Source organism: Agrobacterium sp. ES01, from assembly GCF_050320885.1.
In the GTDB taxonomy this organism is placed as follows: Bacteria; Pseudomonadota; Alphaproteobacteria; order Rhizobiales; family Rhizobiaceae; genus Allorhizobium.
This window is the reverse complement of sequence record NZ_JBNQTH010000003.1, coordinates 684,232-707,294: the sequence shown is the minus strand read 5'-3', so window position 1 is coordinate 707,294 and position 23,063 is coordinate 684,232. Positions and strand designations below refer to the sequence as shown.

The 23,063-nt window shown below is 57.6% G+C and carries 25 protein-coding genes and 2 pseudogenes; 11 read left to right on the top strand and 16 right to left on the bottom strand.

The annotated features are described in order from the left end of the window. Window positions 1–24 precede the first annotated feature (24 nt). A complete protein-coding gene (gene der, locus ACQQ2Q_RS12605) occupies window positions 25–1,446 on the top strand; it encodes a ribosome biogenesis GTPase Der (RefSeq protein WP_428187407.1) in 1,422 nt (473 codons plus the stop codon). A gap of 4 nt (window positions 1,447–1,450) precedes the next feature. Here der and ACQQ2Q_RS12600 read toward each other — a convergent pair whose 3' ends face one another. Then, entirely contained in the window at window positions 1,451–2,515 is a 1,065-nt protein-coding gene (locus tag ACQQ2Q_RS12600; RefSeq protein ID WP_428187406.1) for a glycosyltransferase family 4 protein, read from the bottom strand. A gap of 207 nt (window positions 2,516–2,722) precedes the next feature. Here ACQQ2Q_RS12600 and ACQQ2Q_RS12595 point away from each other — a divergent pair, with 207 nt between their 5' ends. Continuing rightward, window positions 2,723–4,363 carry an alpha-glucosidase gene (locus ACQQ2Q_RS12595; protein WP_428187513.1) on the top strand — a complete coding sequence of 547 codons (1,641 nt, stop codon included), beginning with the start codon at window positions 2,723–2,725 and terminating at the stop codon, window positions 4,361–4,363. Between the two features lie 2 nt (window positions 4,364–4,365). On the opposite strand, the gene ACQQ2Q_RS12590 is transcribed toward ACQQ2Q_RS12595, so the two are convergent. Next, window positions 4,366–5,271 carry an AraC family transcriptional regulator gene (locus ACQQ2Q_RS12590; protein WP_428187405.1) on the bottom strand — a complete coding sequence of 302 codons (906 nt, stop codon included), beginning with the start codon at window positions 5,269–5,271 and terminating at the stop codon, window positions 4,366–4,368. Between the two features lie 193 nt (window positions 5,272–5,464). Here ACQQ2Q_RS12590 and ACQQ2Q_RS12585 point away from each other — a divergent pair, with 193 nt between their 5' ends. Both ACQQ2Q_RS12585 and ACQQ2Q_RS12580 read left to right on the top strand, forming a co-directional pair. Further along, window positions 5,465–5,602, top strand: a complete 138-nt coding sequence (locus tag ACQQ2Q_RS12585) for a hypothetical protein (protein ID WP_428187404.1) — start codon at window positions 5,465–5,467, stop codon at window positions 5,600–5,602. Between the two features lie 154 nt (window positions 5,603–5,756). After that, window positions 5,757–5,981, top strand: a pseudogene (locus tag ACQQ2Q_RS12580) (Atu4866 domain-containing protein); the annotation flags it as partial. A 33-nt stretch (window positions 5,982–6,014) separates the two neighbouring features. Here ACQQ2Q_RS12580 and ACQQ2Q_RS12575 read toward each other — a convergent pair. The 6 genes from ACQQ2Q_RS12575 to ACQQ2Q_RS12550 form a co-directional block, all read right to left on the bottom strand. Further along, window positions 6,015–6,800 carry a potassium channel family protein gene (locus tag ACQQ2Q_RS12575; protein WP_428187403.1) on the bottom strand — a complete coding sequence of 262 codons (786 nt, stop codon included), beginning with the start codon at window positions 6,798–6,800 and terminating at the stop codon, window positions 6,015–6,017. 8 nt (window positions 6,801–6,808) lie between these two features. Next, a complete protein-coding gene (locus ACQQ2Q_RS12570) occupies window positions 6,809–7,075 on the bottom strand; it encodes a Txe/YoeB family addiction module toxin (RefSeq protein WP_428187402.1) in 267 nt (88 codons plus the stop codon). A 2-nt stretch (window positions 7,076–7,077) separates the two neighbouring features. Further along, complete coding sequence (locus ACQQ2Q_RS12565; RefSeq protein WP_428187512.1) at window positions 7,078–7,341, bottom strand: type II toxin-antitoxin system Phd/YefM family antitoxin; 264 nt, start codon at window positions 7,339–7,341, stop codon at window positions 7,078–7,080. Window positions 7,342–7,396: 55 nt separating this feature from the next. Next, complete coding sequence (ade, locus tag ACQQ2Q_RS12560) at window positions 7,397–9,091, bottom strand: adenine deaminase (protein WP_428187401.1); 1,695 nt, start codon at window positions 9,089–9,091, stop codon at window positions 7,397–7,399. A gap of 87 nt (window positions 9,092–9,178) precedes the next feature. Then, window positions 9,179–10,048: an aldose 1-epimerase family protein gene (locus ACQQ2Q_RS12555; RefSeq protein ID WP_428187400.1), complete on the bottom strand. Its 870-nt coding sequence runs from the start codon at window positions 10,046–10,048 to the stop codon at window positions 9,179–9,181. A gap of 83 nt (window positions 10,049–10,131) precedes the next feature. Beyond that, the gene (locus tag ACQQ2Q_RS12550) at window positions 10,132–10,527 is read right to left on the bottom strand and encodes a rhodanese-like domain-containing protein (protein ID WP_428187399.1); all 396 of its coding nucleotides are present in this window, start codon (window positions 10,525–10,527) and stop codon (window positions 10,132–10,134) included. Window positions 10,528–10,663: 136 nt separating this feature from the next. Here ACQQ2Q_RS12550 and ACQQ2Q_RS12545 point away from each other — a divergent pair, with 136 nt between their 5' ends. The 5 genes from ACQQ2Q_RS12545 (at window position 10,664) to ACQQ2Q_RS12525 (ending at window position 13,815) form a co-directional block, all read left to right on the top strand. Then, the gene (locus ACQQ2Q_RS12545) at window positions 10,664–11,341 is read left to right on the top strand and encodes an SDR family oxidoreductase (RefSeq protein ID WP_428187398.1); all 678 of its coding nucleotides are present in this window, start codon (window positions 10,664–10,666) and stop codon (window positions 11,339–11,341) included. Window positions 11,342–12,126: 785 nt separating this feature from the next. Next, entirely contained in the window at window positions 12,127–12,429 is a 303-nt protein-coding gene (locus tag ACQQ2Q_RS12540; RefSeq protein ID WP_428187397.1) for a hypothetical protein, read from the top strand. Beyond that, window positions 12,422–12,571: a hypothetical protein gene (locus tag ACQQ2Q_RS12535; RefSeq protein ID WP_428187396.1), complete on the top strand. Its 150-nt coding sequence runs from the start codon at window positions 12,422–12,424 to the stop codon at window positions 12,569–12,571. The genes ACQQ2Q_RS12540 and ACQQ2Q_RS12535 overlap by 8 nt, the downstream gene beginning before the upstream one ends. 146 nt (window positions 12,572–12,717) lie before the next feature. Beyond that, window positions 12,718–12,993 (top strand): DUF1488 domain-containing protein, encoded by a 276-nt coding sequence (locus ACQQ2Q_RS12530; protein WP_428187395.1) that lies wholly within the window; start codon window positions 12,718–12,720, stop codon window positions 12,991–12,993. A 9-nt stretch (window positions 12,994–13,002) separates the two neighbouring features. Then, complete coding sequence (locus ACQQ2Q_RS12525) at window positions 13,003–13,815, top strand: transglutaminase-like domain-containing protein (protein ID WP_428187394.1); 813 nt, start codon at window positions 13,003–13,005, stop codon at window positions 13,813–13,815. Between the two features lie 7 nt (window positions 13,816–13,822). Here the strand turns inward: ACQQ2Q_RS12525 and ACQQ2Q_RS12520 are convergent, their stop codons facing one another. The 8 genes and pseudogenes from ACQQ2Q_RS12520 to ACQQ2Q_RS12485 form a co-directional block, all read right to left on the bottom strand. Next, window positions 13,823–14,206, bottom strand: coding sequence for a hypothetical protein (locus ACQQ2Q_RS12520; RefSeq protein WP_428187393.1), 384 nt, complete (start codon window positions 14,204–14,206; stop codon window positions 13,823–13,825). A gap of 238 nt (window positions 14,207–14,444) precedes the next feature. After that, the gene (locus ACQQ2Q_RS12515) at window positions 14,445–14,720 is read right to left on the bottom strand and encodes a hypothetical protein (protein ID WP_428187392.1); all 276 of its coding nucleotides are present in this window, start codon (window positions 14,718–14,720) and stop codon (window positions 14,445–14,447) included. A gap of 235 nt (window positions 14,721–14,955) precedes the next feature. Then, complete coding sequence (locus ACQQ2Q_RS12510; protein WP_428187391.1) at window positions 14,956–16,284, bottom strand: aspartate aminotransferase family protein; 1,329 nt, start codon at window positions 16,282–16,284, stop codon at window positions 14,956–14,958. A gap of 486 nt (window positions 16,285–16,770) precedes the next feature. Continuing rightward, window positions 16,771–17,088 carry an ArsR/SmtB family transcription factor gene (locus ACQQ2Q_RS12505; protein ID WP_428187390.1) on the bottom strand — a complete coding sequence of 106 codons (318 nt, stop codon included), beginning with the start codon at window positions 17,086–17,088 and terminating at the stop codon, window positions 16,771–16,773. Window positions 17,089–17,452: 364 nt separating this feature from the next. Beyond that, window positions 17,453–17,947, bottom strand: a pseudogene (locus tag ACQQ2Q_RS12500) (HugZ family protein); the annotation flags it as partial. 47 nt (window positions 17,948–17,994) lie between these two features. Continuing rightward, window positions 17,995–19,047, bottom strand: a complete 1,053-nt coding sequence (gene choV, locus ACQQ2Q_RS12495) for a choline ABC transporter ATP-binding protein (RefSeq protein WP_428187389.1) — start codon at window positions 19,045–19,047, stop codon at window positions 17,995–17,997. Next, window positions 19,044–19,889, bottom strand: coding sequence for a choline ABC transporter permease subunit (gene choW, locus ACQQ2Q_RS12490; RefSeq protein ID WP_428187388.1), 846 nt, complete (start codon window positions 19,887–19,889; stop codon window positions 19,044–19,046). Before choW ends, choV begins: the two co-directional genes overlap by 4 nt. 91 nt (window positions 19,890–19,980) lie before the next feature. Beyond that, window positions 19,981–20,934 (bottom strand): choline ABC transporter substrate-binding protein, encoded by a 954-nt coding sequence (locus ACQQ2Q_RS12485; protein WP_428187387.1) that lies wholly within the window; start codon window positions 20,932–20,934, stop codon window positions 19,981–19,983. A gap of 385 nt (window positions 20,935–21,319) precedes the next feature. Here ACQQ2Q_RS12485 and ACQQ2Q_RS12480 point away from each other — a divergent pair, with 385 nt between their 5' ends. Further along, window positions 21,320–21,706, top strand: coding sequence for a c-type cytochrome (locus ACQQ2Q_RS12480; protein ID WP_428187386.1), 387 nt, complete (start codon window positions 21,320–21,322; stop codon window positions 21,704–21,706). Window positions 21,707–21,935: 229 nt separating this feature from the next. Continuing rightward, window positions 21,936–23,024 carry a hypothetical protein gene (locus tag ACQQ2Q_RS12475; protein ID WP_428187385.1) on the top strand — a complete coding sequence of 363 codons (1,089 nt, stop codon included), beginning with the start codon at window positions 21,936–21,938 and terminating at the stop codon, window positions 23,022–23,024. The last annotated feature ends 39 nt before the right edge of the window (window positions 23,025–23,063 follow it).

The following is a 23,063-nucleotide window of genomic DNA, read 5'->3' as shown; positions in this document are numbered from 1 at the left end:
TGGTGAGCTAGAAAGAAGACTGAAATGAGCTTCTCCATCGCCATCGTCGGTCGTCCGAACGTCGGTAAATCCACCTTGTTCAACCGTCTGGCTGGCAAGAAGCTGGCGCTTGTCGATGACACGCCCGGTGTTACCCGCGACCGACGTCCGGGGGAAGCCAAGCTGGTCGACCTCAGATTCCGTATCGTCGACACTCCCGGTCTCGAGCAAGCCGCTCCCGATACCTTGCAGGGCCGTATGCGGGCCCAGACGGAACTTGCCATTGAAGAGGCCGATCTGACGCTGTTCGTCATTGATGCCAAGATGGGGCTGACCCCGGTCGACCAGGAAATGGCGGAGATGATCCGGCGCAAGGGCAAGCCCGTTGTGCTCGTTGCCAACAAGTCTGAAGCCAGGGGGTCGGACACCGGTTTCTACGATGCCTTTACGCTTGGGCTTGGCGATCCGTGCCCTATCTCCGCTGAGCACGGCGGCGGCATGATCGATCTGCGCGATGCGATCGTTGAGGCTCTGGGTGAGGACAGGGCGTTTCCGCCGCAGGACTTCGAAGAAGCTGAAACGGATGTCACTCTGCCGCGGTCGGAAACGGACGAGGACGACGAAGACTATGTCTACGACGAGACCAAGCCGTTGCGGGTTGCCATCGTCGGTCGTCCGAATGCCGGCAAGTCGACGCTGATCAACCGCTTTATCGGCGAGGACCGTCTTCTGACCGGTCCGGAAGCCGGCATCACCCGTGATTCCATCTCGGTTGAATGGGACTGGCGTGGCCGCATCATCAAGATGTTCGACACCGCCGGCATGCGTCGCAAGGCGCGTGTTCAGGAAAAGCTCGAAAAGCTTTCCGTTGCCGATGCGCTGCGCGCCATTCGTTTTGCTGAGACAGTGGTCATCGTCTTTGACGCGACCATTCCGTTTGAAAAACAGGACATCCAGATCGTCGATCTGGTGCTGCGCGAAGGTCGTGCCGCTGTACTGGCGTTCAACAAGTGGGATCTGGTCGAGGACCCGCAGGAGGTTCTGGCAGAACTGCGCGAGAAGACCGAGCGGCTTTTGCCGCAGGCACGCGGCATTCGAGCGGTGCCGATGTCCGGACAGACCGGCTACGGGCTTGAAAAGCTGATGCAGTCGATCGTCGATACAGACCGTGTCTGGAACCAGCGTGTATCGACGGCCAAGCTGAACCGCTGGCTGGACAGTCAGCAGACCCAGCATCCGCCACCGGCCGTATCAGGTCGTCGCCTCAAGCTGAAATACATGACGCAGGTCAAGGCCCGCCCGCCGGCCTTCATGATTTCCTGCACGCGACCGGATTCACTGCCTGAAAGCTATACGCGTTATCTGATCAATGGTTTGCGCGCAGATTTCAATCTGCCCGGTGTGCCGATCCGCATCCATTACAAGGCAGCAGACAACCCCTTCGCCAATCGTCGCAAGAAGCGCTGACCCGTCAGGCCTTTCCGGGCTGACGGGCCGTCGTGCGGCAGGTCTTTTCGCGACGGGTCTGAACGGCTGCGATGACGTTGTCGTAGAACTGGCGCGACGCCGATCGCCAGGAATAGCTTTCTGCCAGGTGACGGGCGGCCGTTCTCGATAGATCCAGAGCATTCAGGCAGGCTGCGCGCAGGTCCTGATCCAGCGCGCCGGCCATGCCGTGCTTTGGAATGATGTCGATAGGACCCGTGACGGGGAAGGCGGCCACAGGAACGCCGGATGCCAGCGCTTCCAGAATGGTGTTGCCAAAGGTGTCGGTTTTCGACGGGAAGACGAAGACATCGGCCTGCGCATAGGCGTCGGCCAGCTCCTTGCCGAATTTCACTCCGGTGAAATGGACGTCCGGATAGCGCGCCTGCAGATCGGCGCGTGCCGGGCCATCGCCGACCACGACCTTTGAACCCGGTAAATCCAGTTCGAGAAAGGCCGACAGGTTCTTCTCGACCGCCACGCGGCCGACCGTCATGAAGATCGGGCGGGGGAGATCGAAGGGTGCAGCCTCCTGAGCTTGCGGGTGAAACTGCGTGGTATCGATACCGCGGCTCCAGATGCGCAGGTTGGTCAACCCCTTGCCCGCCAGTTCCTTCTTCAGGCTCTCGGTTGCCACCATGCAGGCGCCGCTTCTTCCATGAAACCAGCGCACATAGGCATAAAGCCAGCTGAGCGGGACCGGGAAGCGGGCTGCCACATATTCGGGAAATCGGGTGTGGTAACTGGTCGAGAAGGCCTTGCCGTTTCGCAATGCCCAGGCACGCGCCATCAGACCGAGCGGGCCCTCCGTGGCGATGTGCAGATAGTCGGGGTTCTGATCTTCAAGGGCCTTGCGAACCTGCCCATAGGTCGCCAGCGACAGGCGTATCTCGCGGTAGGTGGGCATGGGGATGCTGCGGTAGCGTTCCGGCGTGATCATCGATACGTCGACGCCCATTTGCGCCAGTTCTCGATTGGTGTTTTCAATGGTGCGGACCACACCATTGACCTGGGGGTGCCAGGCGTCGGTTACGATCGTCAATCTTGGCATGCGGTGCGCAGCCTCCTCGCGGATGGTCCGACCCTTATGTGATGTTGTTGTTACAGTTTGATGTCAGGGCTGGTCAGCCCCCTTGAACGGGAACCATCGTGCTGCGGTGCGGTTCTTCTATAGTGTCGGCTAGCCGCCGATTCGTCACGTCGCTCAGGAACCCTCCCACGGAGCCCCGCCATGTCCAGAACATCCCCGAAGAAATCGATGACGCAGACCCAGGCCAGCGAAGACTGGTGGCGCGGTGCGGTGATCTATCAGGTCTACCCACGCTCGTTTCAGGACACCAGCAAAGACGGCATCGGCGACCTGAAGGGGGTCACCCAACGCTTGCCCTATATTGCCTCGCTGGGCGTCGATGCGATCTGGCTGTCGCCGTTCTTTACATCGCCGATGGCGGACATGGGCTATGACGTTTCCGATTACTGCGATGTCGATCCGATGTTCGGGACGCTGGCCGATTTCGACGAGATGATGGAAAAGGCCCATTCCCTCGACATCAAGGTGATCATCGACCAGGTCATCTCGCACACATCCGACAAGCATCCATGGTTTGTCGAAAGCCGGTCGAGCCGGGATAACCCCAAGGCCAAATGGTATGTTTGGGCCGATCCGAAGAAGGATGGCACTGCGCCCAATAACTGGCTTTCGATCTTTGGCGGTCCGGGCTGGGAATGGGATGGGGTGCGCAAGCAGTATTACATGCACAATTTCCTCACATCGCAGCCCGATCTCAATTTCCACAATCCTGCGGTTCAGGAGGCGCTTCTCGATACAGTGAAGTTCTGGCTCGATCGCGGCGTGGACGGGTTTCGTCTCGATACGGTGAATTTCTATTTTCATGACAAGGAATTGCGGGACAATCCACCTCATGTGCCCGATAGCGACGATGCGGGCCTCGATGCACCGGACGTCAATCCCTATGGCATGCAGCATCACCTGCATGACAAGACACAGCCTGAAAATGTTGTTTTTTTGAAGAAATTCCGAGCGTTGCTCGATCAATACGAGGGGCGCACCACGGTTGGAGAAGTGGGCGACGGTGCACGGTCGCTGAAGACCGTGGCAGATTATACCAGCGGCGGCGACAAGCTGCATATGTGCTACACTTTCGACCTGTTAGGCCCCGATTTTACGCCAAGCCATATCCGACACTGCGTGGAAGCGTTCCAGGCAGCGGTGACCGATGGCTGGGTGTGCTGGGCCTTTTCCAACCACGACGTCAACCGCCATGTCAGCCGCTTCATGCAACATGAGAGCGAACGTGCGGATATTGCCAAGCTTGCCATTTCTGTCCTGTCGACGCTGCGAGGCTCGATTTGCCTTTATCAGGGCGAAGAGCTCGGTTTGCCGGAGGCAGAGCTCGCATTCGAGGATCTGCGCGACCCCTACGGGATCCGTTTCTGGCCAAGCTTCAAGGGGCGGGATGGATGCCGCACGCCGATGCCCTGGGATGCCGGAAAATCGCATGCGGGTTTTACCAGCGGTACGCCCTGGCTACCGGTTCCCGATGCGCATCAGGCATTGGCGGTCAAGGACCAGGACGGAGACCCGGATTCGGTTCTGGCCCATTACCGCGCGACGCTGGCGTTTCGCCGTGAGCATGAAGCATTGCGTGACGGGGATATCGAGTTTCTGGACATCACCGAGGATCTGTTGACGTTTGTTCGCAGCAAGGGCGAGGAAAAACTGCTATTCGTCTTCAATCTGCGTCGCGGACCGCAGGTGGAGCATCTGCCCAAGGGCCTGACGGTCAGGGATGTTGTGCCGATGCCGGGATCGCAGGCCACAATCAAGGGCCATGAGATTTCGCTCGATAGCCTCGACTGTTTCTGCGCCCGGGTCTGATTTCAGGCTTCGGTGTAGCGCTCCGGCTGGACGCGCAGACGCCCGATATCCTGCAGGGGCGGCGCTCCGAATTGCCGCCGGTATTCGCGGCTGAACTGCGATGGGCTATCGTAGCCCACGCGGCGGCCGGCTGTTGCCGCGTCCATGCCGTGCGCGAAGATCAGGCGGCGGGCCTCCTGAAGGCGTAGCTGTTTTTGATACTGCAGCGGGCTCATATTGGTGACCTGACGGAAATGCTCGTGCAGCGATGATGCGCTCATGCGCGCTTCGCCCGCCAGATGCTCTATCAGCAGCGGTTTTTGAAAATTCTCCTTGATCCAACTGATCGCACGATTGACGTTTTGCAGGCGGTTGTTGGGCGTGAGGATCTGGCGCAACAGGCCTGCATGCTCACTCTTCAGCAGACGGTAGAGGATTTCACGCTCTATGATCGGGGCAAGGAAGGGCGCGTCGTCCGGCGCATCCAGCAGGCTGACCAACCGGTGGGCCGCGCCCAGAAGTTCCTCTGAGGTCTCGCCAATGCCGATGGCCTTGCAGCCGGTACTGCTGATCTCCGTCGTGGTCCAGTCCATCGCCAGCACGAGTTCGCTCAAAACAGACAGATCGAGGTCGAGGCGCAGGCAAAGATAGGGTGCATCATCCGTCGCTTCGATGATCTGGCCAATGATCGGAACGTCGACCGAAATGACGATATGTTTGCCCGGTCCGTAATCGATCACCTGTTCGCAAAGCATCAACTGCTTTCGTCCCTGTACGATCATGCAAATGGATGGTGTCTGTACCGTGTGGACAGGTTCCGTCCGCTTCGACATTCGAACAAGCGACAAGCGCGGTATGCTGGTCGCATGTATCCCGTCTTTGGCGGCGTGTTGTGCAATCATTTCAGCGATATCGCGGGCAATGCTCATGCTCTTCTCCGGTAGACGGTCCAGTTCCTGTGGCTGGAAGACCATATAAGTGGGGTTGACCGTTTTGAATGCAAGCAGATGCAGTTCTGGAGGAATGTGCAATCTTGCCGGAGATATGTTCTATCACCTCATCGAGGCTTTCCCCATATGATCAACACCGCCAAACAGGGCGGGTCTGATATGGAGAACAGCCATGGCCGCAATGCAGTGCATTCTGGAAAGTCCTTTCCGCTGGATCCTGAAAACAGGCGCGAAGTTCTCGCGTCGTGTGATGAGCCGTATCCGCAGCCATCGCGACGCCACAGAATCCCGGTACGAGCCGAATGGCTAGGGGGCCGGATAGTCTCATCGGTTTTGCCGCAACAATGGCAGCGTTCACCTTCATCCTGATGCTCACAATCGTGAGCCTGGATGGAAAACATGTCTGGCGGACCGACCAATTCGCATCTTCCAAGGAGAGACAAATGACCAGCGAACAATCTCAGGCCTATGTGGGGCTCTGGACCACCGAGGACGGGCATATCCGTCACGAACTGCTTCCCAATGGACGCTATGTCGAAGCACGGGGGGCACGGGAGCGCGCATATGAGGGACGTTATGCGGTGAGTGGCGATCACATCGACTATGTCGACGATACCGGCTTTACCGCTGACGGCGATTTTCGGGGCGGGGTACTTTATCACGCCGGCATGGTCTTGCACCGCGACTGAGCAAATATAGATGTTGCGGCGACGGGCGAGGGCTCACAGGCCCTCGTCCGGAATGTTCAGGATGTGACCGCAAGCCTTGCAGTGGACAGCATCGGCATCATGGCGCTGCAGACCGCATTCCGGGCATGGAAACGTCACCTTGTAGGGACGAACGATCGCCTGGGCCAGACGCACGAACAGCGAGATGCCGATGATCATGGTGATGATCGAGGTGAGCTTGCCAAAGGTGCCGGGCAAAGTGATATCGCCAAAGCCGGTGGTGGTGACGGTTGCGACTGTGAAATAGAAGGCGTCGATGAAGCCGGTGCCGGCATCCTCCCGATAAAAGAAGAAGGAATAGACGAATCCGGTAACCAGGAAGAGAAAGACGAAAAGATTGATGAAGGCCGTGACCACATCGGCCTGTTCCTTCAGCCCCAGACGTCGCATCATCATCTTGAATACCGGCCGCTGCGCCACAGCCCATATGCGGGCAACGCGCAGGAAGGCGAAGTTGAACAGCGACTGCGGAAAGAGCAGTGTGCAAAGGACGAATATGTCCACCCAGGTCATGGGTTTCAGGAAAATCCGTTTCCGGGTGGGCGACGCGACGAACTGGGCGACAAGCTCGGCAGCGATCCAGACCGCTATGGAATAATCGAGAATGAGATAGCTTGGACGGTCGCGCAGATAGGGACCTGCCAGAAAGAAGCCGATAATCGCAAGATCGATCACCATCAAGGCGATTTGAAAGCGTATGGCAGCGGTATCCTGACCGAAATAAAGGCGGGCAAGACGTTCACGGAGCATCGGTGATGGAGGGGCCGCTTCAGCGGGCATAGCTTTTCCTAGTAGTGATAGCGACATTGCGCGATGACGAGAACCTCATCATCACCTTGACCGACAACTCGATATACGAGCCGATGTTCCTGAGTGATCCGGCGAGACCAGAAACCCTTGAGGGTCCCGCGCAAGGGCTCAGGTTTGCCTATTCCGTTGAAGGGATGGCGTAGTGCGTCCTTGATAAGGTCGTTGACGCGTTCAAGCGTCCTGCGGTCGGTTGCCTGCCAATGGACATAGTCCTCCCATCCGCCTGATGAGAAAGCCGAATTCACGTTCAGGTTCCCAGCAAAGCCTTGCTGTCCTTTAGCTCAAAATCACCATTTGCGATATCAAGTCCTGCTCGCACCAGTCGCTCGGCATTTGTTGGCGATGACAAAAGGTGAATTGTTTCAACGAGACTGTCGTATTCTTCCTTCCCCATCAACACCGCAGATGGTTTGTCGCGCCTGACAATTTCGATTGGTGCTGCGTCGTCGTTCACCTTGTCGAGCAAGCCTGCAAGCTCGGCCCGGGCACGCGAGAAAAATATGGTGTCCATCGCCAACTCCTTAGTTGTCCATAATATGGTACAAGTCTTGGTGCTTGCCAATCCCTCAGCCAATCAGTTCGAACTTGTCGACATCCACCATGCCCTTATCCGAAATCTTCAGATGCGGAATGACGGGTAGTGGAAGGAAAGCGACCTGCAAGAAAGGTTCGGCCAGTGTGGTGCCGAGTGCATAGGCTGCCTTGCGCAGGTCGTGCAGTGTGTCACGGACGGTCTCGAAAGGTTCAAGGCTCATCAGCCCGGCGACCTGCAGGGCGATCTCGCCGGTGACCTTGCCATCCGCGACCACCACAAATCCGCCCTTGATCTCGGAAAGGCGATTGGCGGCGAGCGCCATGTCATCTTCGTCGACGCCGACCACGCAGATATTGTGGCTGTCATGGCCAACGGTGGAGGCTATCGCACCCTTCTTCAAGCCAAAACCCTGAACGAAACCATTGGCATGATTGCCATTTTTGCCATGACGCTCGATGACAGCGACCTTGATGATATCGCGGTCGAGGTCGATGCCGGTCTGGTTGCCGGCAGATGGCAGCACATACCGGCGATGATCGGTGATGATCTTGCCCGGTATCACGCCCATGACCGGGGTTTCGCCTTCCGTCACCGGCACCGCAAACTGGCTGGCGAGGACGGTTCGGGCCTTGACGCTGTCGAGGCCGACGGGAGCGACCGCTTTGCGGGTGTCGAACAGGGCATCGGTCACAGGGCGTCCGCCGGAGAACACCATCTCGGCTTTGCAATTCTCCAGACTGTCGATAACCACCAGATCGGCCCGCCAGCCGGGTGCCACCAGGCCGCGGTCGCGAAGGCCGAAGGCGCGTGCGGCGGAAATGGAGGCGGCGCGATAGATCGCCAGCGGCTCGACCCCATGGGCGATGGCTGTGCGGATCATGTAGTCGAGATGGCCTTCCTCGGCGATATCTAGGGGATTGCGGTCGTCGGTGCAGAGCGCCAGGAAGGGCGACAGGCGTTCGGTGATGATCGGCATCAGAGCGTGCAGGTCCTTGGAGACCGAGCCTTCGCGCACCAGAATATGCATTCCCTTGCGGATCTTCTCCATGGCCTCGGGCACATTGGTGCATTCATGCTCTGTGCGGATACCGGCGGAGAGATAGCCGTTGAGGCCAGTGCCCGACAGAAGCGGCGCATGGCCGTCGATGTGCCCGCCCTGAAAGGCTTCCAGCTTTGCCATGCAGATCGGATCCTTGTGGATCACGCCGGGGAAGTTCATGAATTCGGCAAGGCCGATCACCTTGGGATGGTCGCGGAAGGGCAGGAGCTTTTCAATCGGCAGATCGGCACCGGAGGTTTCCAGATGGGTGGCCGGAACGCAAGAGGACAGCTGGACCCGGATGTCCATGATGGTTTCGAGCGAGGAATCGAGAAAGAACTGGATGCCTTCGGTACCAAGAACATTGGCGATCTCATGCGGATCGCAGATGGCTGTTGTGACGCCATAGGGAAGCACGCAGCGGTCGAATTCATGCGGGGTCACCAGCGAGCTTTCGATATGCAGATGCGTGTCGATAAAGCCGGGCACGACGATCTTGCCGGAGATGTCGATTTCCTCGGTGCCCTCGTAGCTCTCGCAGGTGCCGACGATGGTGTCGCCGCAGATGGCGATGTCGGACGCCACGAGTTCGCCGGTGACGAGATCGAAGAGGCGACCGCCCTTCAGGACGATATCTGCCGTTTGCCGGCCTGTGCCCTGGTCGATACGTTGTTCCAGCGTGCTCATCTGCGTGTCTCCTATTCTTCAGTCAGTCGTCATCCTAGCCCGGCGAGGCGGGCTGAGGAAATGGTGGGGGAATGGCCGTCTTTCGGCTCAGGCGGGCAGTTCGACAGAAAAGCCATAGCTTGCTTTCTCGCCGGGTGCCAAAGCGGCGGTGAAGGGGCGTTCGGTCAGTTCGGCACTGCCATCCAGGTGCGCTGCCATGCCGTGCCAGGGTTCTATGCAGATGAACGGTGCGCCGGGCTTTTGCCACAGCGCCAGATTGGGCAGATTGCGGAAGCTGAATTTCAGCGCCGGGCCTTCTGCGACGTCATAGGTGAGGCCGTCGCCGGCCCCTTCGGGAAAGATCATGGCATCTGCCTCGAACTGGCGGTGTTCGAGCATCAGGTGACCGCCGATAAACGGGGACAGGTGTTTTTCCGGAGAGAGCATGCCGTCCTTCAGGCGAAACAGATCCGGCTCTTTGCCATTCTCGAGCGTTATCCGATGCGGCAGGCCGGTCGCGCCGGGCAACGGCCAGAGGAAGGCCGGGTGAAAGCCGATGCCATAGGGCATGCTTTCGGAGCCGGCATTTGTGACCGTGGCGGTGACAGTGAGTACGCGACCGGTGAGGCGGTGCTCGAGTTCAAGTCTGAAGTCGAAGGGGTAACTTGCCATGGTTTCATCGTCTGCTGCCAGTTGATGACGGCAGACGTCGGAGGCGGAGTCTATCAGCGCAAATTCGCGGCGTCGGGCCAGGCCGTGCTGTTTCATGGCATAGGCTTTGCCGTCGATCGCCAATGTGTCCTCCGGTGCCTTTCCGACGATGGGAAAAAGAATGGGAGATCGGCCGGACCACCATTCGCCATCGCCGTTCCACAGCCATTGTCGCCCGTCAGCGCTTGCGAGCGACTGCATTTCGGCGCCGAGCGACGAGACTTCGACGGAAAGCTCTCCATTGTCGAGGCGGATCGTTTCGGTCATGGTTCATCCTTTCAGCCGGTTGTTGCGCCGCAAGGTAACGGATTCGGATGAAAGGCGCTCGTTCTTCCTGGGCTGAAGTGCCGTCAGCGCGATATCGCTTCCACAGGATGGCCAGCATCGCGCCAGGCGGTGAAGCCGCCGGATATATGGGAGACTTTTTCCAGGCCCATATCCTGTGCGGTCCTGGTGGCAAGCGCCGAGCGCCAGCCACTGGCGCAAAAGAAGACGAAGCGCTTGTCCTCGGCAAAGACCGGCTTGGCATAGGGGCTTTCCGGATCGATCCAGAATTCCAGCATTCCGCGCGGGCAGGAAAAGGCATTGGGGATCGTGCCCTCGCGCTCTCGTTCGCGCGGATCGCGCAGATCGACGAAAACCACATCCGTCTCACCATGAAGAGTAATCGCCTCCGCTGCCGTGACGGCGTCGATACTGGCGTTGGCTTCCTCCAGAAGCTGTTTGTACCCTTTTTTCACGACCATTCCTCCCTTTGAATGCGGCGCGCCTGTGTGCTGGCATAGGCGTCCTCGGCGGCAGGTTAGCATGCTTGCCGGTGCGCTCGCCATGGAAAGGGCATCTGGTGCGGAACAAAGCGGCAGGCTGTCTGCTTTCGCTTTAATGAAACAAGCAATCGTGACAGGTGGTGCCGGCCTTATCGGTGCAGAAATTTGCAAGAGTCTTTTGGCCCATGGATATGAGGTCGCTTCTTTCGACCTTGAGGTGCGTGAGGACGGTGTCCGTCATTTCACCTGCGATGTCGGCGATGAGACGTCCGTGGCCGAGGCACTTGCGCGCCTTGGCTGGGACAGGCTGGATCTATTGGTGAACAATGCCGGGATTGCCAATCCGGATCGCGGGCCGATTGAAACGCTTTCGCTCGACGAATGGCGCAAGGTGACCGACAGTCATCTGACCGGTGCTTTCCTGATGAGCCGGGCGGCGATACCGTTGATGGGAGAGGGGGCTTCGATCGTTAATATGGTGTCGACGCGGGCATTCATGTCGGAGCCGAACACGGAGGCTTATGCTGCCTCCAAGGGTGGGCTTGTCGGCTTTACCCATGCATTGGCAATCAGTCTTGGACCGAAGATCCGGGTGAATGCCATTGCTCCCGGCTGGATTTCGGACGGTGAACGCCTGAGCGATGCCGATCGTCAGCAGCATCCGGTCGGACGGGTTGGGCGCGCGGACGATATTGCCGACGCGGTGCTTTACCTTGCGTCCGCCGGTTTCATGACCGGGCAGGTGCTCACGCTGGACGGCGGCATGACACGCAAGATGATTTACGCAGACTAGCATTTGCCGCCGGTCGCGTTGCGAACCGCAGACCAGCCAATCGACCTTTCTCTACCAGAGCCAGCCGTTGAGCAGGAAATAGATCACGGCGGAGAGGCTCGAAAGCATGACCGCAAGACCCGGTATCCGGGATTCATCGTAGGCGCGTATGTATTGGACGATGGAAGACATGCTGTCCTCCTTTGTTGGGGCGAAGTCGAAAACACTTCCGTCGACGGTGCCCTGCATGAATGCCGTCGATGCTCTATGATGCACACCTGAGCCCATGACTACAAGGGTCGAACACATTTCGAGCGCAATCGGCTGGCGGAACTTCTGTCGATTTACGCCAAAAAAAGAAATAATGACGCCGCCATCTTGTATAAAACACAATTGAGGCGCATGGTTATTTCACGTTGATTTGGCCGACTTGGCTTGTTGCGGTGTCAGAGACCCGCCATTATCCTCCGAATTCTCGATTGTGAACGCATTAAGCCTTCGGGCGCTTATGTCGTTTCTGTTCGTATCCGGATTGATTTCTCCCGCTGACCACGGATGTACTGGCAGCAGGGCTTCACTCCGGACCGAACGGATTACCAGCGAAGAGCAGTTTTCGCAGGGCTTCCCAAGTTTATAAAATCGCATTCTTCAGATCGTGGGCCATTTACATCCCACTATTTCGCTTCGCATCGCACCGGCGCAATCCAGCCATCCAGACGTTTTCTGGCAGCTGTGGGGTCGCCCGCCCAGGATCTTTGTCAGGCATGCCTGATGGGGGTCGATGCACACTCAAAGGGACTATCATCATGACCAATACGACTTACAGGCCGCAGGCGCGCAGAGTGCGTGCCGTGGATTCCGCCACCCATATCTTCGCAATCGGTGAGACCGTGCGGATGAAAAGCTCGCTGCCGATGAAGGCAGAGCAGTCTGCCGTCTATCAGATCACTGCACAGCTTCCCGTTCGCGAAAACCTGCCGCAGTACCGGGTTCGCAGCGAAGATGAACGTCACGAACGCGTAACGACACAAGATATGCTCGAACTTGTTGGCCGTGCCAAAGCCAAGACCGGTTCGAACCTGATGGAGAGGACCTTCGGTCATGGCTAAGGGACAAGTGCGCAGTTCGCGCGAGATCAGAAAGCCTAAAAAAGACAAAAGCGCTGCACCGAAGGTATCCGCTCAGGGAAGCCAGGTGAAAGACGCAACAAGCCCGTCAGCCGCCTGGTCCAAGTCCAAGGGCAAGAGCTAAGACTAAGGCAGGCGTATGTGCCCGCGCGCTGATAGGGCCGCGGGCCCGGGATAATTCCTGACATGCCTGTTTTCCCTGAATGCGTTCATGGCGGCATACCAATTGGTCACCCGAGCTGAACGACACTTTCCAAAGGAGTGCCAATCATGTCGCTTGTTTTTCTCAATCCCAGCCGCAGTTATGACGAAACGCGAAAGGCCATCCGGTTCATCGGGCATGATGGCATGTCGGAGATTCGCTTCTTCGTTGAAGTCGGAGCACTCGACAGGCCGGGCGCAGAGATGTGCGGAACGCGCACGTCGGAAGCCGCCTGCCTGACGGCCTTTGACGGATCTGTCGATGCCATCCGCAAGGCGGCACACAAGCTCTATCAGCGGGGGCGTCAGCCCACCTACACCCTGACATCCAACGATTTTCGCTAGGACGACTGAATGCTGATACGTTACGGCTATGAAATCACGCTGACCTGCGAGCAACCGACCGCGATGGTTTGCCTTCTGTCTGTCCACGATGATCGAACGGCGGACATCCGCGACCCGGAAAAGATCATCACCAATCCCGATCTGTTGACGACCACCTATCATGATATGTTCGGCAATCGCTGCCGACGGCTGGTCGCGCCTGCGGGCAATCTGACCATCTGGGGCGATGCGACAATCGAGGATGATGGGCAACTCGACGAAGTGGCACCAGACGCCCGCGAAATCGCTGTTCAGGATCTGCCGGATGAGTGTCTGGTCTATCTGATGGGCAGTCGCTACTGCGAAACCGACCGATTGAGCCAGTTTGCCTGGGACCAGTTCGGGGAGACCCAGCCGGGTTGGGCAAGAGTCCAGGCGATCTGTGACTTTGTGCACCAGCATATCAGCTTCGATTACATGCAGGCACGGTCTACCCGCACGGCCTATGAGGCGTTTCAGGAGCGCGTGGGTGTTTGCCGTGACTATGCCCATCTTGCCGTCACTTTATGCCGCAGCCTGAATATTCCAGCCCGCTATGTGAATGGGCATCTCGGTGACATCGGTGTTCCGGTGGTGGATCCGATGGATTTCAGCGCCTGGATGGAAGTGTTTCTGGATGGAAAATGGTACACATTCGATCCACGCAACAACAAGCGGCGCATTGGCCGGATCGTTGTCGCGCGTGGGCGTGATGCGGCGGATATTCCGCTGATCAATTCGTTCGGTCCGCATGTGTTGAATGGGTTTCGCGTCTGGACCTACGAAGTTCAAGCCGTCGAGTAGCGTTTCGTCAAACGATGACGGAGCGCTCACCGAACGGGGTATCGTCGTCGAAATTGCGCGTGCCTATGCGATCGCTTTCGCCTGACAATGTGCAATCCTCAGGCGGTTCTTCTGCCGTATCGACACTGTCATCCGGTTCACCGAGTTGGCGCGCGTGGCGGGCCTGCATTCTTGCGTCGGCGTCTTCCTCGGCTTCGTCTTCGGGTGATTTGTGGTGGCCGTCGGGATCACTGGCGTGCTCGCGCGCCCTTTCTCTCAGGTCGTCATTGATCTTGTCCTGACGGGCAGCGACCCATGCATTGTAGGGCTCTGAGCCAATGGCAAGGCTGTTGTCGATCTGCGTGGATGAAGACGACGCAGAGGATGAAATACGGGAAACGCGTTCGACCATCGACATTTCTCCTGATCAACTGTGCTGTCCGCATATATTGCCGACAAAATCCTAAGGCGCGATAAACTCCGCGTCACTCGCTCCGATAGAGCGCCATGGCCGTGCAGCCGAGGCCGAGCCTTGTCATAGAGGTGGGGCTGCGGTTGCCTTGCTGCAAGTGCTGCCCGCTGATGGCGGAGTTTTGGCGACCGGAGAGAGTGTATTGCGTTGAACCGAGAACTGCGCGCCAGTGCGCCCGTCAGATGATGATGGAGCGGTTGCCGAAGGAGGTATCGTCCTCGCTCTGCTTCTCGTTTGTGTCGTCGTCGCCATACAGCCGCGCGCTCGCCGGGGGTTGCTCAGCGTCCTGCTCGTTCGGGTCGCGGGATGCGAGCTCGTCTCGCGCGGCCTGCTCAAGTGCCATCAGATCACTCTTGAAATTGGCCCATGGATCGCTGGCTTGCGCTGCGCCGGTGCCGCTTTTTCCCGGCTGCGTGTCAGATGTTTTGGCGCTGGGCTTGTCCGGGTCGACCATGGATTGTTCCTGATGGGACCTGCCTTGCAATCGAAGCGGGTGACGTGATGCCACCGAGGCTGCGTGCCCGGCTTGCTAAGTGTTTGTCCAACCCTGTGACCGTCACCGGTATCAAAGATCGGCCATGATTTGTGGTGCCGAGGATAAAGGCGACGTTGCTGTTGCGCAAGACGTGCCTGCAACAGACAAAAAAGCGGTCGTCACCGACCGCTTTTCATCAGCTCTGACATGCCGATCAGATGTTATTCATCAACACCTTGCGCAGTTTGTCGAACAACTCGTCGATCTGCTCCTTGGTGATGATCAAAGGCGGAGACAGAGCAATGATGTCGCCTGTTGTGCGGATCAGAAGCCCCGACTCATAGGCTTTGAGGAAGGCTGTGAAGGCACGTTTCGTCGGTTCTCCAGCGATCGGGGACAGCTCGATGGCACCGATCAGGCCTGTATTGCGGACGTCGATGACATTGGGGCAGTCCTTGAGCGAATGAAGCTGCTCCTCCCAATAGGGCGCGATCTCGGCTGCGCGCGTCAACAGGCCCTCTTCCTTGTAGGTATCGAGTGTTCCAAGGGCTGCTGCACAGGCAATCGGATTGCCCGAATAGGTGTATCCATGGAAGAATTCGATCATGTGTTCCGGACCGTTCATGAAGGCGTCGTGGATCTCGGAGGTGACGAACACAGCGCCCATGGGAATCACGCCATTGGTCAGGCCCTTGGCGGTGGTGATCATGTCGGGCTTGACGTCGTAATACTGCGACGCGAAAGGTGCGCCCAGACGGCCAAAGCCGGTGATGACCTCATCGAATATCAGCAGGATGCCGTGCTTGGTGCAGATGTCTCGCAGTTTTTGCAGATAGCCTTTCGGCGGGATCAGCACGCCAGTCGAGCCGGCAATGGGTTCGACGATGACAGCAGCCACAGTCGAGGCATCGTGCAGGGTTACGATGCGCTCGAGTTCGGTTGCCAGATCACCGCCATGCTCCGGTTGCCCCTTGGTGAAGGCGTTCTGGTCGGGCAGGTGGGTGTGTGGCATGTGGTCGACGCCGGTCAGGAGCGTTCCGAACATCTTGCGGTTGGAGACGATGCCGCCGACCGAAATGCCGCCGAAATTGACGCCGTGGTAGCCGCGCTCGCGACCGACCAGCCGGAACCGCGAGCCGTCGCCCTTTACGCGGTGATAGGCCAGCGCAACTTTCAGCGCCGTCTCAACCGATTCCGAGCCTGAATTTGTATAGAGGACGTGGTTCATGCCTTCCGGCGCAATGTCGACCAGGCGGTTGGCCAGTTCGAAGGCCTTGGGGTGTCCAAGCTGGAAGGCGGGCGCATAATCGAGTTCGCCAGCTTGCTCGCGGATCGCCTCGGTAATCTTGGGACGGCAGTGACCGGCGTTCACACACCAGAGGCCTGCGGTGCCATCGAGCACCTGACGGCCATCATGGGTGGTGTAATACATATCCTTGGCGCCGACGAAAAGGCGCGGTTCCTTCTTGAACTGACGGTTGGCCGTAAAGGGCATCCAGAAGGCACGCAGGTCGTTGGGCGTCGTATTCATTCGGTTGGACATTCTGTTCTCCATGAGCCCGCATGCGCTGGGCGACCTTAGGCCCGGCTGGCGGCAAAGCTGTCCCTTTGGCAAGGGCGGCGTCACGTTATCAGCGCCGATTGGACCGTCAAGATGGCATCAGAAAACGTCATCGATCCGCAACGCGGCATTGATGAATGCGGTGCGAAAATTGTTAGGCGCCGATGCTGATTGGGAGAGGAGAAAAGCCTAGCGCAAGTTCGCTGGTGCATGATCGGTCCGGTCGTCGCGGGAGTCGCGGAGGGCAGTCCTCGGCTTCCGGCACGCGGCGACATGGCCATCAAGACTTCAGCCCTAACCGGCTGAAGTCTTCTTTTTTCATGCGATCGTTCAAAAGAAAGACCGGCTTCCGCAAAGGAAGCCGGCCAACCTGCAATGTTTATAACGTGATTTAAAAAAGCCGTGGCAAGAAGGCCAGGTTATCATTATCCACCGAAAGCGTTAAAACTACGCAATGGTAGCGCTAACTTATGCGGCAGAACGATTGGCTTCTGTCTGGCAATAAATATCTTCCAGTGTCTGAAGGACCTTGATGACCGATTCAGAGGTGCTGGAATAATAAATGGTCTGCGCGTCACGGCGGGTCTTTACCAGCTTTTGTGCACGCAGTTTCGAGAGATGTTGTGACAAGGCCGACTGGCTCAAGCCCACCTGATTTGCAAGTACGCCAACCGGTACTTCGCCTTCAACAAGGCTGCACAGGATCATCAGACGCTTTGGGTTTGCCATCGCCGACAAAAGACCTGCCGCAACGTTAGACTGTTCAGACAATGATTTCGTTTTCATACGATCATTCTTTCCTTAAACGCGGGTCCGCCAACCGGAGTGCCCGTTTGCAATCCGTGAATTTCGTATTCTAAAAGTGTACCAACTGGGCAAAAATTGTATATGCCTAAATTTAAGGTATCGAGTATGCTTTTTTAGGTATTACGAAATTAATTTTAGCTTCATTGAAATGGCTGTCTGCCGTGTGATTTGAGCGCAGAATTGCCATAAATTCGATAAAAATCAGCCATATAGTATGCGTTTTATCGAATTTTCTCGATATTCAGATGAAAATCAACAGCGTGAATTTCGATGCCGCGTGTGCGATGACAATCCCAAAATCTTGTAGTGCGCCACGCAGGGCTACCAGATTTCAGGTGTCGATGGGCCTCTGTTCAATCAGGTCGATTCTGGACAAATTGTATGCACGGCCGAAGCCGCCATTGAGACTCGCGCTCTGGGGGACCAACCGGAAAAAGCCAAAATCGGCAAAATCGATATAGAGTTTGGCCTTTGGGTGGAGCTTCAGAAAACGCGTTCTGAGCGTCTCGTGTACATCTGTGTCGTGCTCAACACGCTCTGCCAGGCATTGCACGGAGATGCGCGCATGGGCGAGTGGATCGCCCTTGCCGGGTTCACCTGCCAGAAATGAACATCGTGGATCGGTAGACAAAGACTGCGTATGCGCCGAAAGGCGTGAAACGAGAATGAACGGTATGCCGCCCGCATCGGTGGCAAGCAGAACGCGACTTATCTGCGGAAATCCGTTCTGAGGATCGATCACGGCCAGCCCGACATAACGGGCCTTGCGGATCAGCTCTCGGGCAAGCTCTCTTGCTTCATTGTCGGTGTCGCGAATCACGGAAGGCTTGTCTGCCATCTATATCTCCGGACGGAGCCGGCCCCAGAAGGGCCGGCCCCGGTTTCTCAACTGGCTTCGCGCATGCGGTGACGGGTGAGGCCGGCGACGATATCCTGGGCGCTGATGGTCCCAATGATCGAGCCTTTTTCGACCACGCCGATCGTGCCCGGTTGACGGGCAAGCGCGTCGAGTATTTCGACCAGTGGCGTATCAGGCCCTGCGGTGCCGGCCACCGATCCCTCGCTGACGGTGCCAACGCCGCCTTTCATGACGTCGCGGGCATTCAGCATGGCTATCGGGTTCATGTGCTGCACGAAATCGGCAACATACTGATCGGCCGGGTTCTTGACGATCTCCTGCGGAGTGCCGCACTGGATGATGCGTCCGCTTTCCATGATGGCGATGCGATTGCCAATACGGAAGGCTTCATCCAGATCGTGGCTGACGAAGAGAATGGTCTTCTTCAGCCGCGCCTGGAACTCCAGCAATTCGTCCTGCAAGCGATTGCGGATCAAGGGGTCGAGTGCCGAGAAGGGCTCGTCCATCAACAGGATCGGTGCGCCGGTGGCAAAGGCGCGGGCAAGGCCGACACGCTGCTGCATCCCGCCCGACAGCTCGTTTACCTTGCGGTCCGCCCACTGGCCGAGGCTCACCAGCTCCAATTGTTCCGTGACCCGCTCCTTGCGCTCGGCTTCCGGAATGCCTGCCAGCTCGAGGCCGAAGCCGACATTGTCGGCGACGGTGCGCCATGGAAGAAGTCCGAACTGCTGGAACACCATCGAAACGGTGTGCATGCGCAGATCGCGCATCGACTTGGCGTTGGCCGTATAGGGATTGACCGGACCCGTCGCGGTGTTGACGGTCACGCCACCACGGACAACCGGGGCAAGCCCGTTGACGGCGCGCAACAGCGTCGATTTGCCGGAGCCGGAAAGGCCCATGAGTACCAGGATTTCGCCTTCCTTGACGCTCAGCGACGCATCGGCAACCCCCAGCACGAGGCCGGTTTCCTCGCCGATCTCGTCACGGGTTTTTCCGGCGTCGATCAGGGGTAATGCACGTTCGTTGTTCTTGCCGAAAACAATATCGACATTTTCAAAGATGATCGCATCACTCATTTGCCGTCTCCTTCTTCCGGTACGCGGAACATGCGGTCGAGGATGATCGCAAGGATGACGATGCAAAGACCCGATTCAAAACCCATGCCGACATTGACGGTGTTGAGCGCACGAACGACCGGAACGCCAAGACCGCTTGCGCCAACCAGTGCGGAAATGACCACCATGGACAGAGACAACATGATCGTTTGCGTCAGGCCCGCCATGATCTGGGGCAGGGCATAGGGTAGTTCCACTTTGCGCAGCACCTGTGTCGGTGTTGCGCCGAAAGCGACGGCTGCCTCCACCAATGCCGGTGGCGTGGAGATGATGCCGAGGCGCGTCAGACGAATCGGGGCCGGGATGGCGAAGATCACGGTTGCGATCAGGCCTGGAACCATGCCGAGACCGAACAGGATGAGCGCCGGAATCAGATAGACGAAGGTGGGGATCGTCTGCATCAGGTCGAGGATCGGTCGCATGATGGCATAGACCCATTGGCGCCGTGCTGCGGCGATGCCGAGGGGTACGCCAATCAGCATACAGACGAAGGCAGCAGACAGAACCAGTGCCAGGGTCTCTGTCGTTTCTTCGTAATAGCCGAGGTTGATGATCAACAGCAGCCCCAGGAAAGTCAGTATCGCGACGCTGAAGGAGCGACGCAAGGCATAGGCCAGAAGGCTGATTGCCAAGACGACAGCAATAGCCGGAGGTGCCTGCAAGACCCATAGCAAGGCATCGATGACCTGCCTCAAGACATAGGCAAGCCAGTCAAAAAACCAGTCGCCGTTATCTGTTAGCCAATCGACCATTGTTCTGGCCCATTGGCCAATCGGAATTTTAGTTTCAGTGAGCCAATCCACTTGGTCTCCGCCCGTTCTTGATTACTGGAAATGATGTGGGGGTAAGAAGAAGGCCGGCGGTGCATTTGCGCCGCCGGCCCTGAATTCTTGCTTACAGACCGAGATTGGTCTTCACAGCTTCCGCTGCGTCGCCACCGTCGAAGGTGGTAACGCCTTCCAGCCAGGGCTTTACAGCGTCGGGATTGGCCTTCAGCCATTCGGCAGCAGCCTTTTCCGGATCCTCACCATCGTCGAGGATCTTGCCCATGATCTGGTTTTCCATATCGAGCGAGAACTTCAGATTTGTTACGAACTTGCCAACATTCGGGCAGTCCTCGACGTAGCCGCTGCGGACATTGGTGTGAACGGTTGCGCCACCGAAGTCGGGTCCGAATGTATCGTCACCACCCGTGAGGTAGGTGATGTCGAAATTCGAATTCATCGGATGCGGTGCCCATGCGAGGAAGACAATCGGCTTGCCGTCCTTTTTGGCGCGGGAAACCTGTGCCAGCATGCCCTGCTCGGAGGACTCGACCACTTTCATCTTGCCCATGCCCATCTTGTCTTCTTCGATGAGGGACATGACGAGACGGTTGCCGTCGTTGCCGGGTTCGATGCCGTAGATCTTGCCGTCGAGTTCATCGGCATGCTTGCCAATGTCGGAGAAGTCCTTGATGCCGAGTTCCGCACCCTTGGCATTGGTGCCGAGCGTATACTTGGCGCCTTCAAGGTTGGTGCCGATGGAATCGACAGAACCGTCCTCGATATAAGGAGTTACGTCCTTTTCCTGCGCCGGCATCCAGTTGCCGAGGAAGACGTCGATGTCGTTGTTCTTCAGCGAGGTATAGGTGACCGGCACTGACAGGACGGTTGTCTTGGGTTCATAGCCCATGGCCTTTAGCACAACAGTCGCTGTGGCGGTTGTTGCGGTAATGTCTGTCCAGCCCACGTCGGAGAAGCGTACGGCCTTGCAGCTTTCCGAATCCGCGGCATATGCCGCTGAGGAAAGTGCAATAAGCGATGCTGCCGATGCGAGTGCAATACGGCGAAGAGACGGGTGAGTCATTTAGGTACTCCCTTTTTTTGCTGTTCCCAAGTCAACATTCAATACCGCATTAATGCAAGTATGATGGCGTGTTTGCGCCGTATGGACCGCCTGCTTTGCGACGTGTCGGCGTTAACCCGGGATTTTGCCCGCAAGAAATGCGGGACTGGGATGGGAGGCCGTCAGATGCGGCCTCCGCTGCGAAGGCTGCATTGCCTAGTCCAGAAAGGACGCCGTTGTCGACCCCGAACTCCCGTAAAACCCCAAAAATCCTGACGTTAGGCAGTCCGCAGCCTTGATCCGCGTCAAGGCGCCACAACGAAAAGGCTGATAGAGGCATGTAGAGTTCAATACAGTCGTCCTTGTCTTAACAAGGGACTTAACACGACATGACGAGGAAAGTTCCATGACAATTTACAAGCTTGCTCTGATCGCGGCGCTGATCCTGCCAGCGGGTGCTGCACTGGCCGATGGCGATGCCGCAGCGGGTGCAAAGGTTTTCAAGAAATGCGCTGCCTGTCACACCGCCACCGAGCCCAACAACAAGGTCGGTCCATCCTTGATGGGCGTCGTCGGGCGCCCGGTGGCCTCTGTTGAGGATTACAAATATTCCAAGGCGATGAAGGCCTTCGGCGCTGATGGCATGGTTTGGTCGGAAGAGGAACTGACGGACTATCTGCCCAATCCCCGCGGTCTGGTGAAGGGGACGACCATGGCGTTTGCCGGCCTGAAAAAAGACGAGGACATCGCCAATGTCATTGCCTATCTCAAGGACCCGTCTGCCGCGCAATGATCATCGGCGGTTTCATTGCCAGAGCAAATGGCCGGGGCCTTGTCGTCCCGGCTTTTTTGTTTTCGCCTTTGTCGGCATGCGAGCGGCGCAGACTTGTTCTTGTCACATGGCATTTCTATGTGGAGGTTGTGAAAAGCTATTTTAAAATCAGGCTGCTGCTGTAAGTTCAGCGCATTGCAGACGGTTGCGGACGATACGGTTCGCCATACACGAGAGGGAGAGGCAGGACATGGCATCGCTACAGTCGTTCGACGCGGAAATCGAGAAGACCCGCGGAATTGTCACCGATATGCGCGGCAAGCTTGAACAATCAGGTGTTGTTCTCGACCAGTTCGCCAAGGCGGATACCAAGATCGGTGATGCTCAATTCGATATCGAGAATGCCCGCATTCAGGATGTCATCAAGCAGCAGGCGGTGATGGAGTCGAATATTGCCGACCTGATCATCGGCCTTGAGGACGCAACCAATGTTTTCGGCTCCGAATTCGAGAGCATGAAAACCTATACCGGTTACGAAAAATTCGTCGGTATGTTCTCCAAGCAGAAGGCCCAGCGCATGCGCACCGAACGCGTGCGCAACATGTCGCTTGCCGGCAATCTGCAGGAGCTTTTGTCGAAGTCCGACACCATTGTCGGTATCCTCAAAGATCAGCGTCAGGTGCTGGATCAGCGTTACAAGAGTTCAGAGGCAAGCCTTGTGCAGGTCATCGAACGGCGCAAGGGCACAATCGCCGAGCTTGAGGCGACGCAGCAGAAGATCAACGAGCTTAACCCGATGTTGATGGACATCGAAAACCGTATTGCGGCCTCCACGGACCAGTCGGCCCGCACAGAGCTTGAAGGCCAACGTTCCAAGCTTGCGACCGAATATAACCAGGCGCAGGCCAAGGAGCAGGAATTGCTGGCCGAGAGTCAGACGCTGGAGCGCTATACCTCGATGTTCCAGACCTTCGTGGATTCACTCAACAACCAGATCGCTGCGCAGAACACGCTGATCAACAAGCTGACCATCGATACCGAGCAGCGTATCGTTCTCTACAAGGCTCTCGAAGACTCGTTGAAGACTGCCGCACAGCAGGATGTCGCTCACAAGATCAATACACTGGGCAGCCAGGTGGATACGGCAGCGGAAGAGACCATGGCCGGCATCGGCTCGGCGTCCCAGCGTCATATCGGCGATCTTCTTGAACTGCATGAGACCAATATGCGCTCGTCGCAGGACATTCAGCGCCGCAAGAAGCTCGCCGACGATGCCTTTGCACGGCGCTTCCAGGCGGTGATGGACAAGCACAATGCGGCGGATTACGTGAAGCCGTGATGGGTTTGGCTTTGTTGATCGGTCGCGGGGTATCCTTCT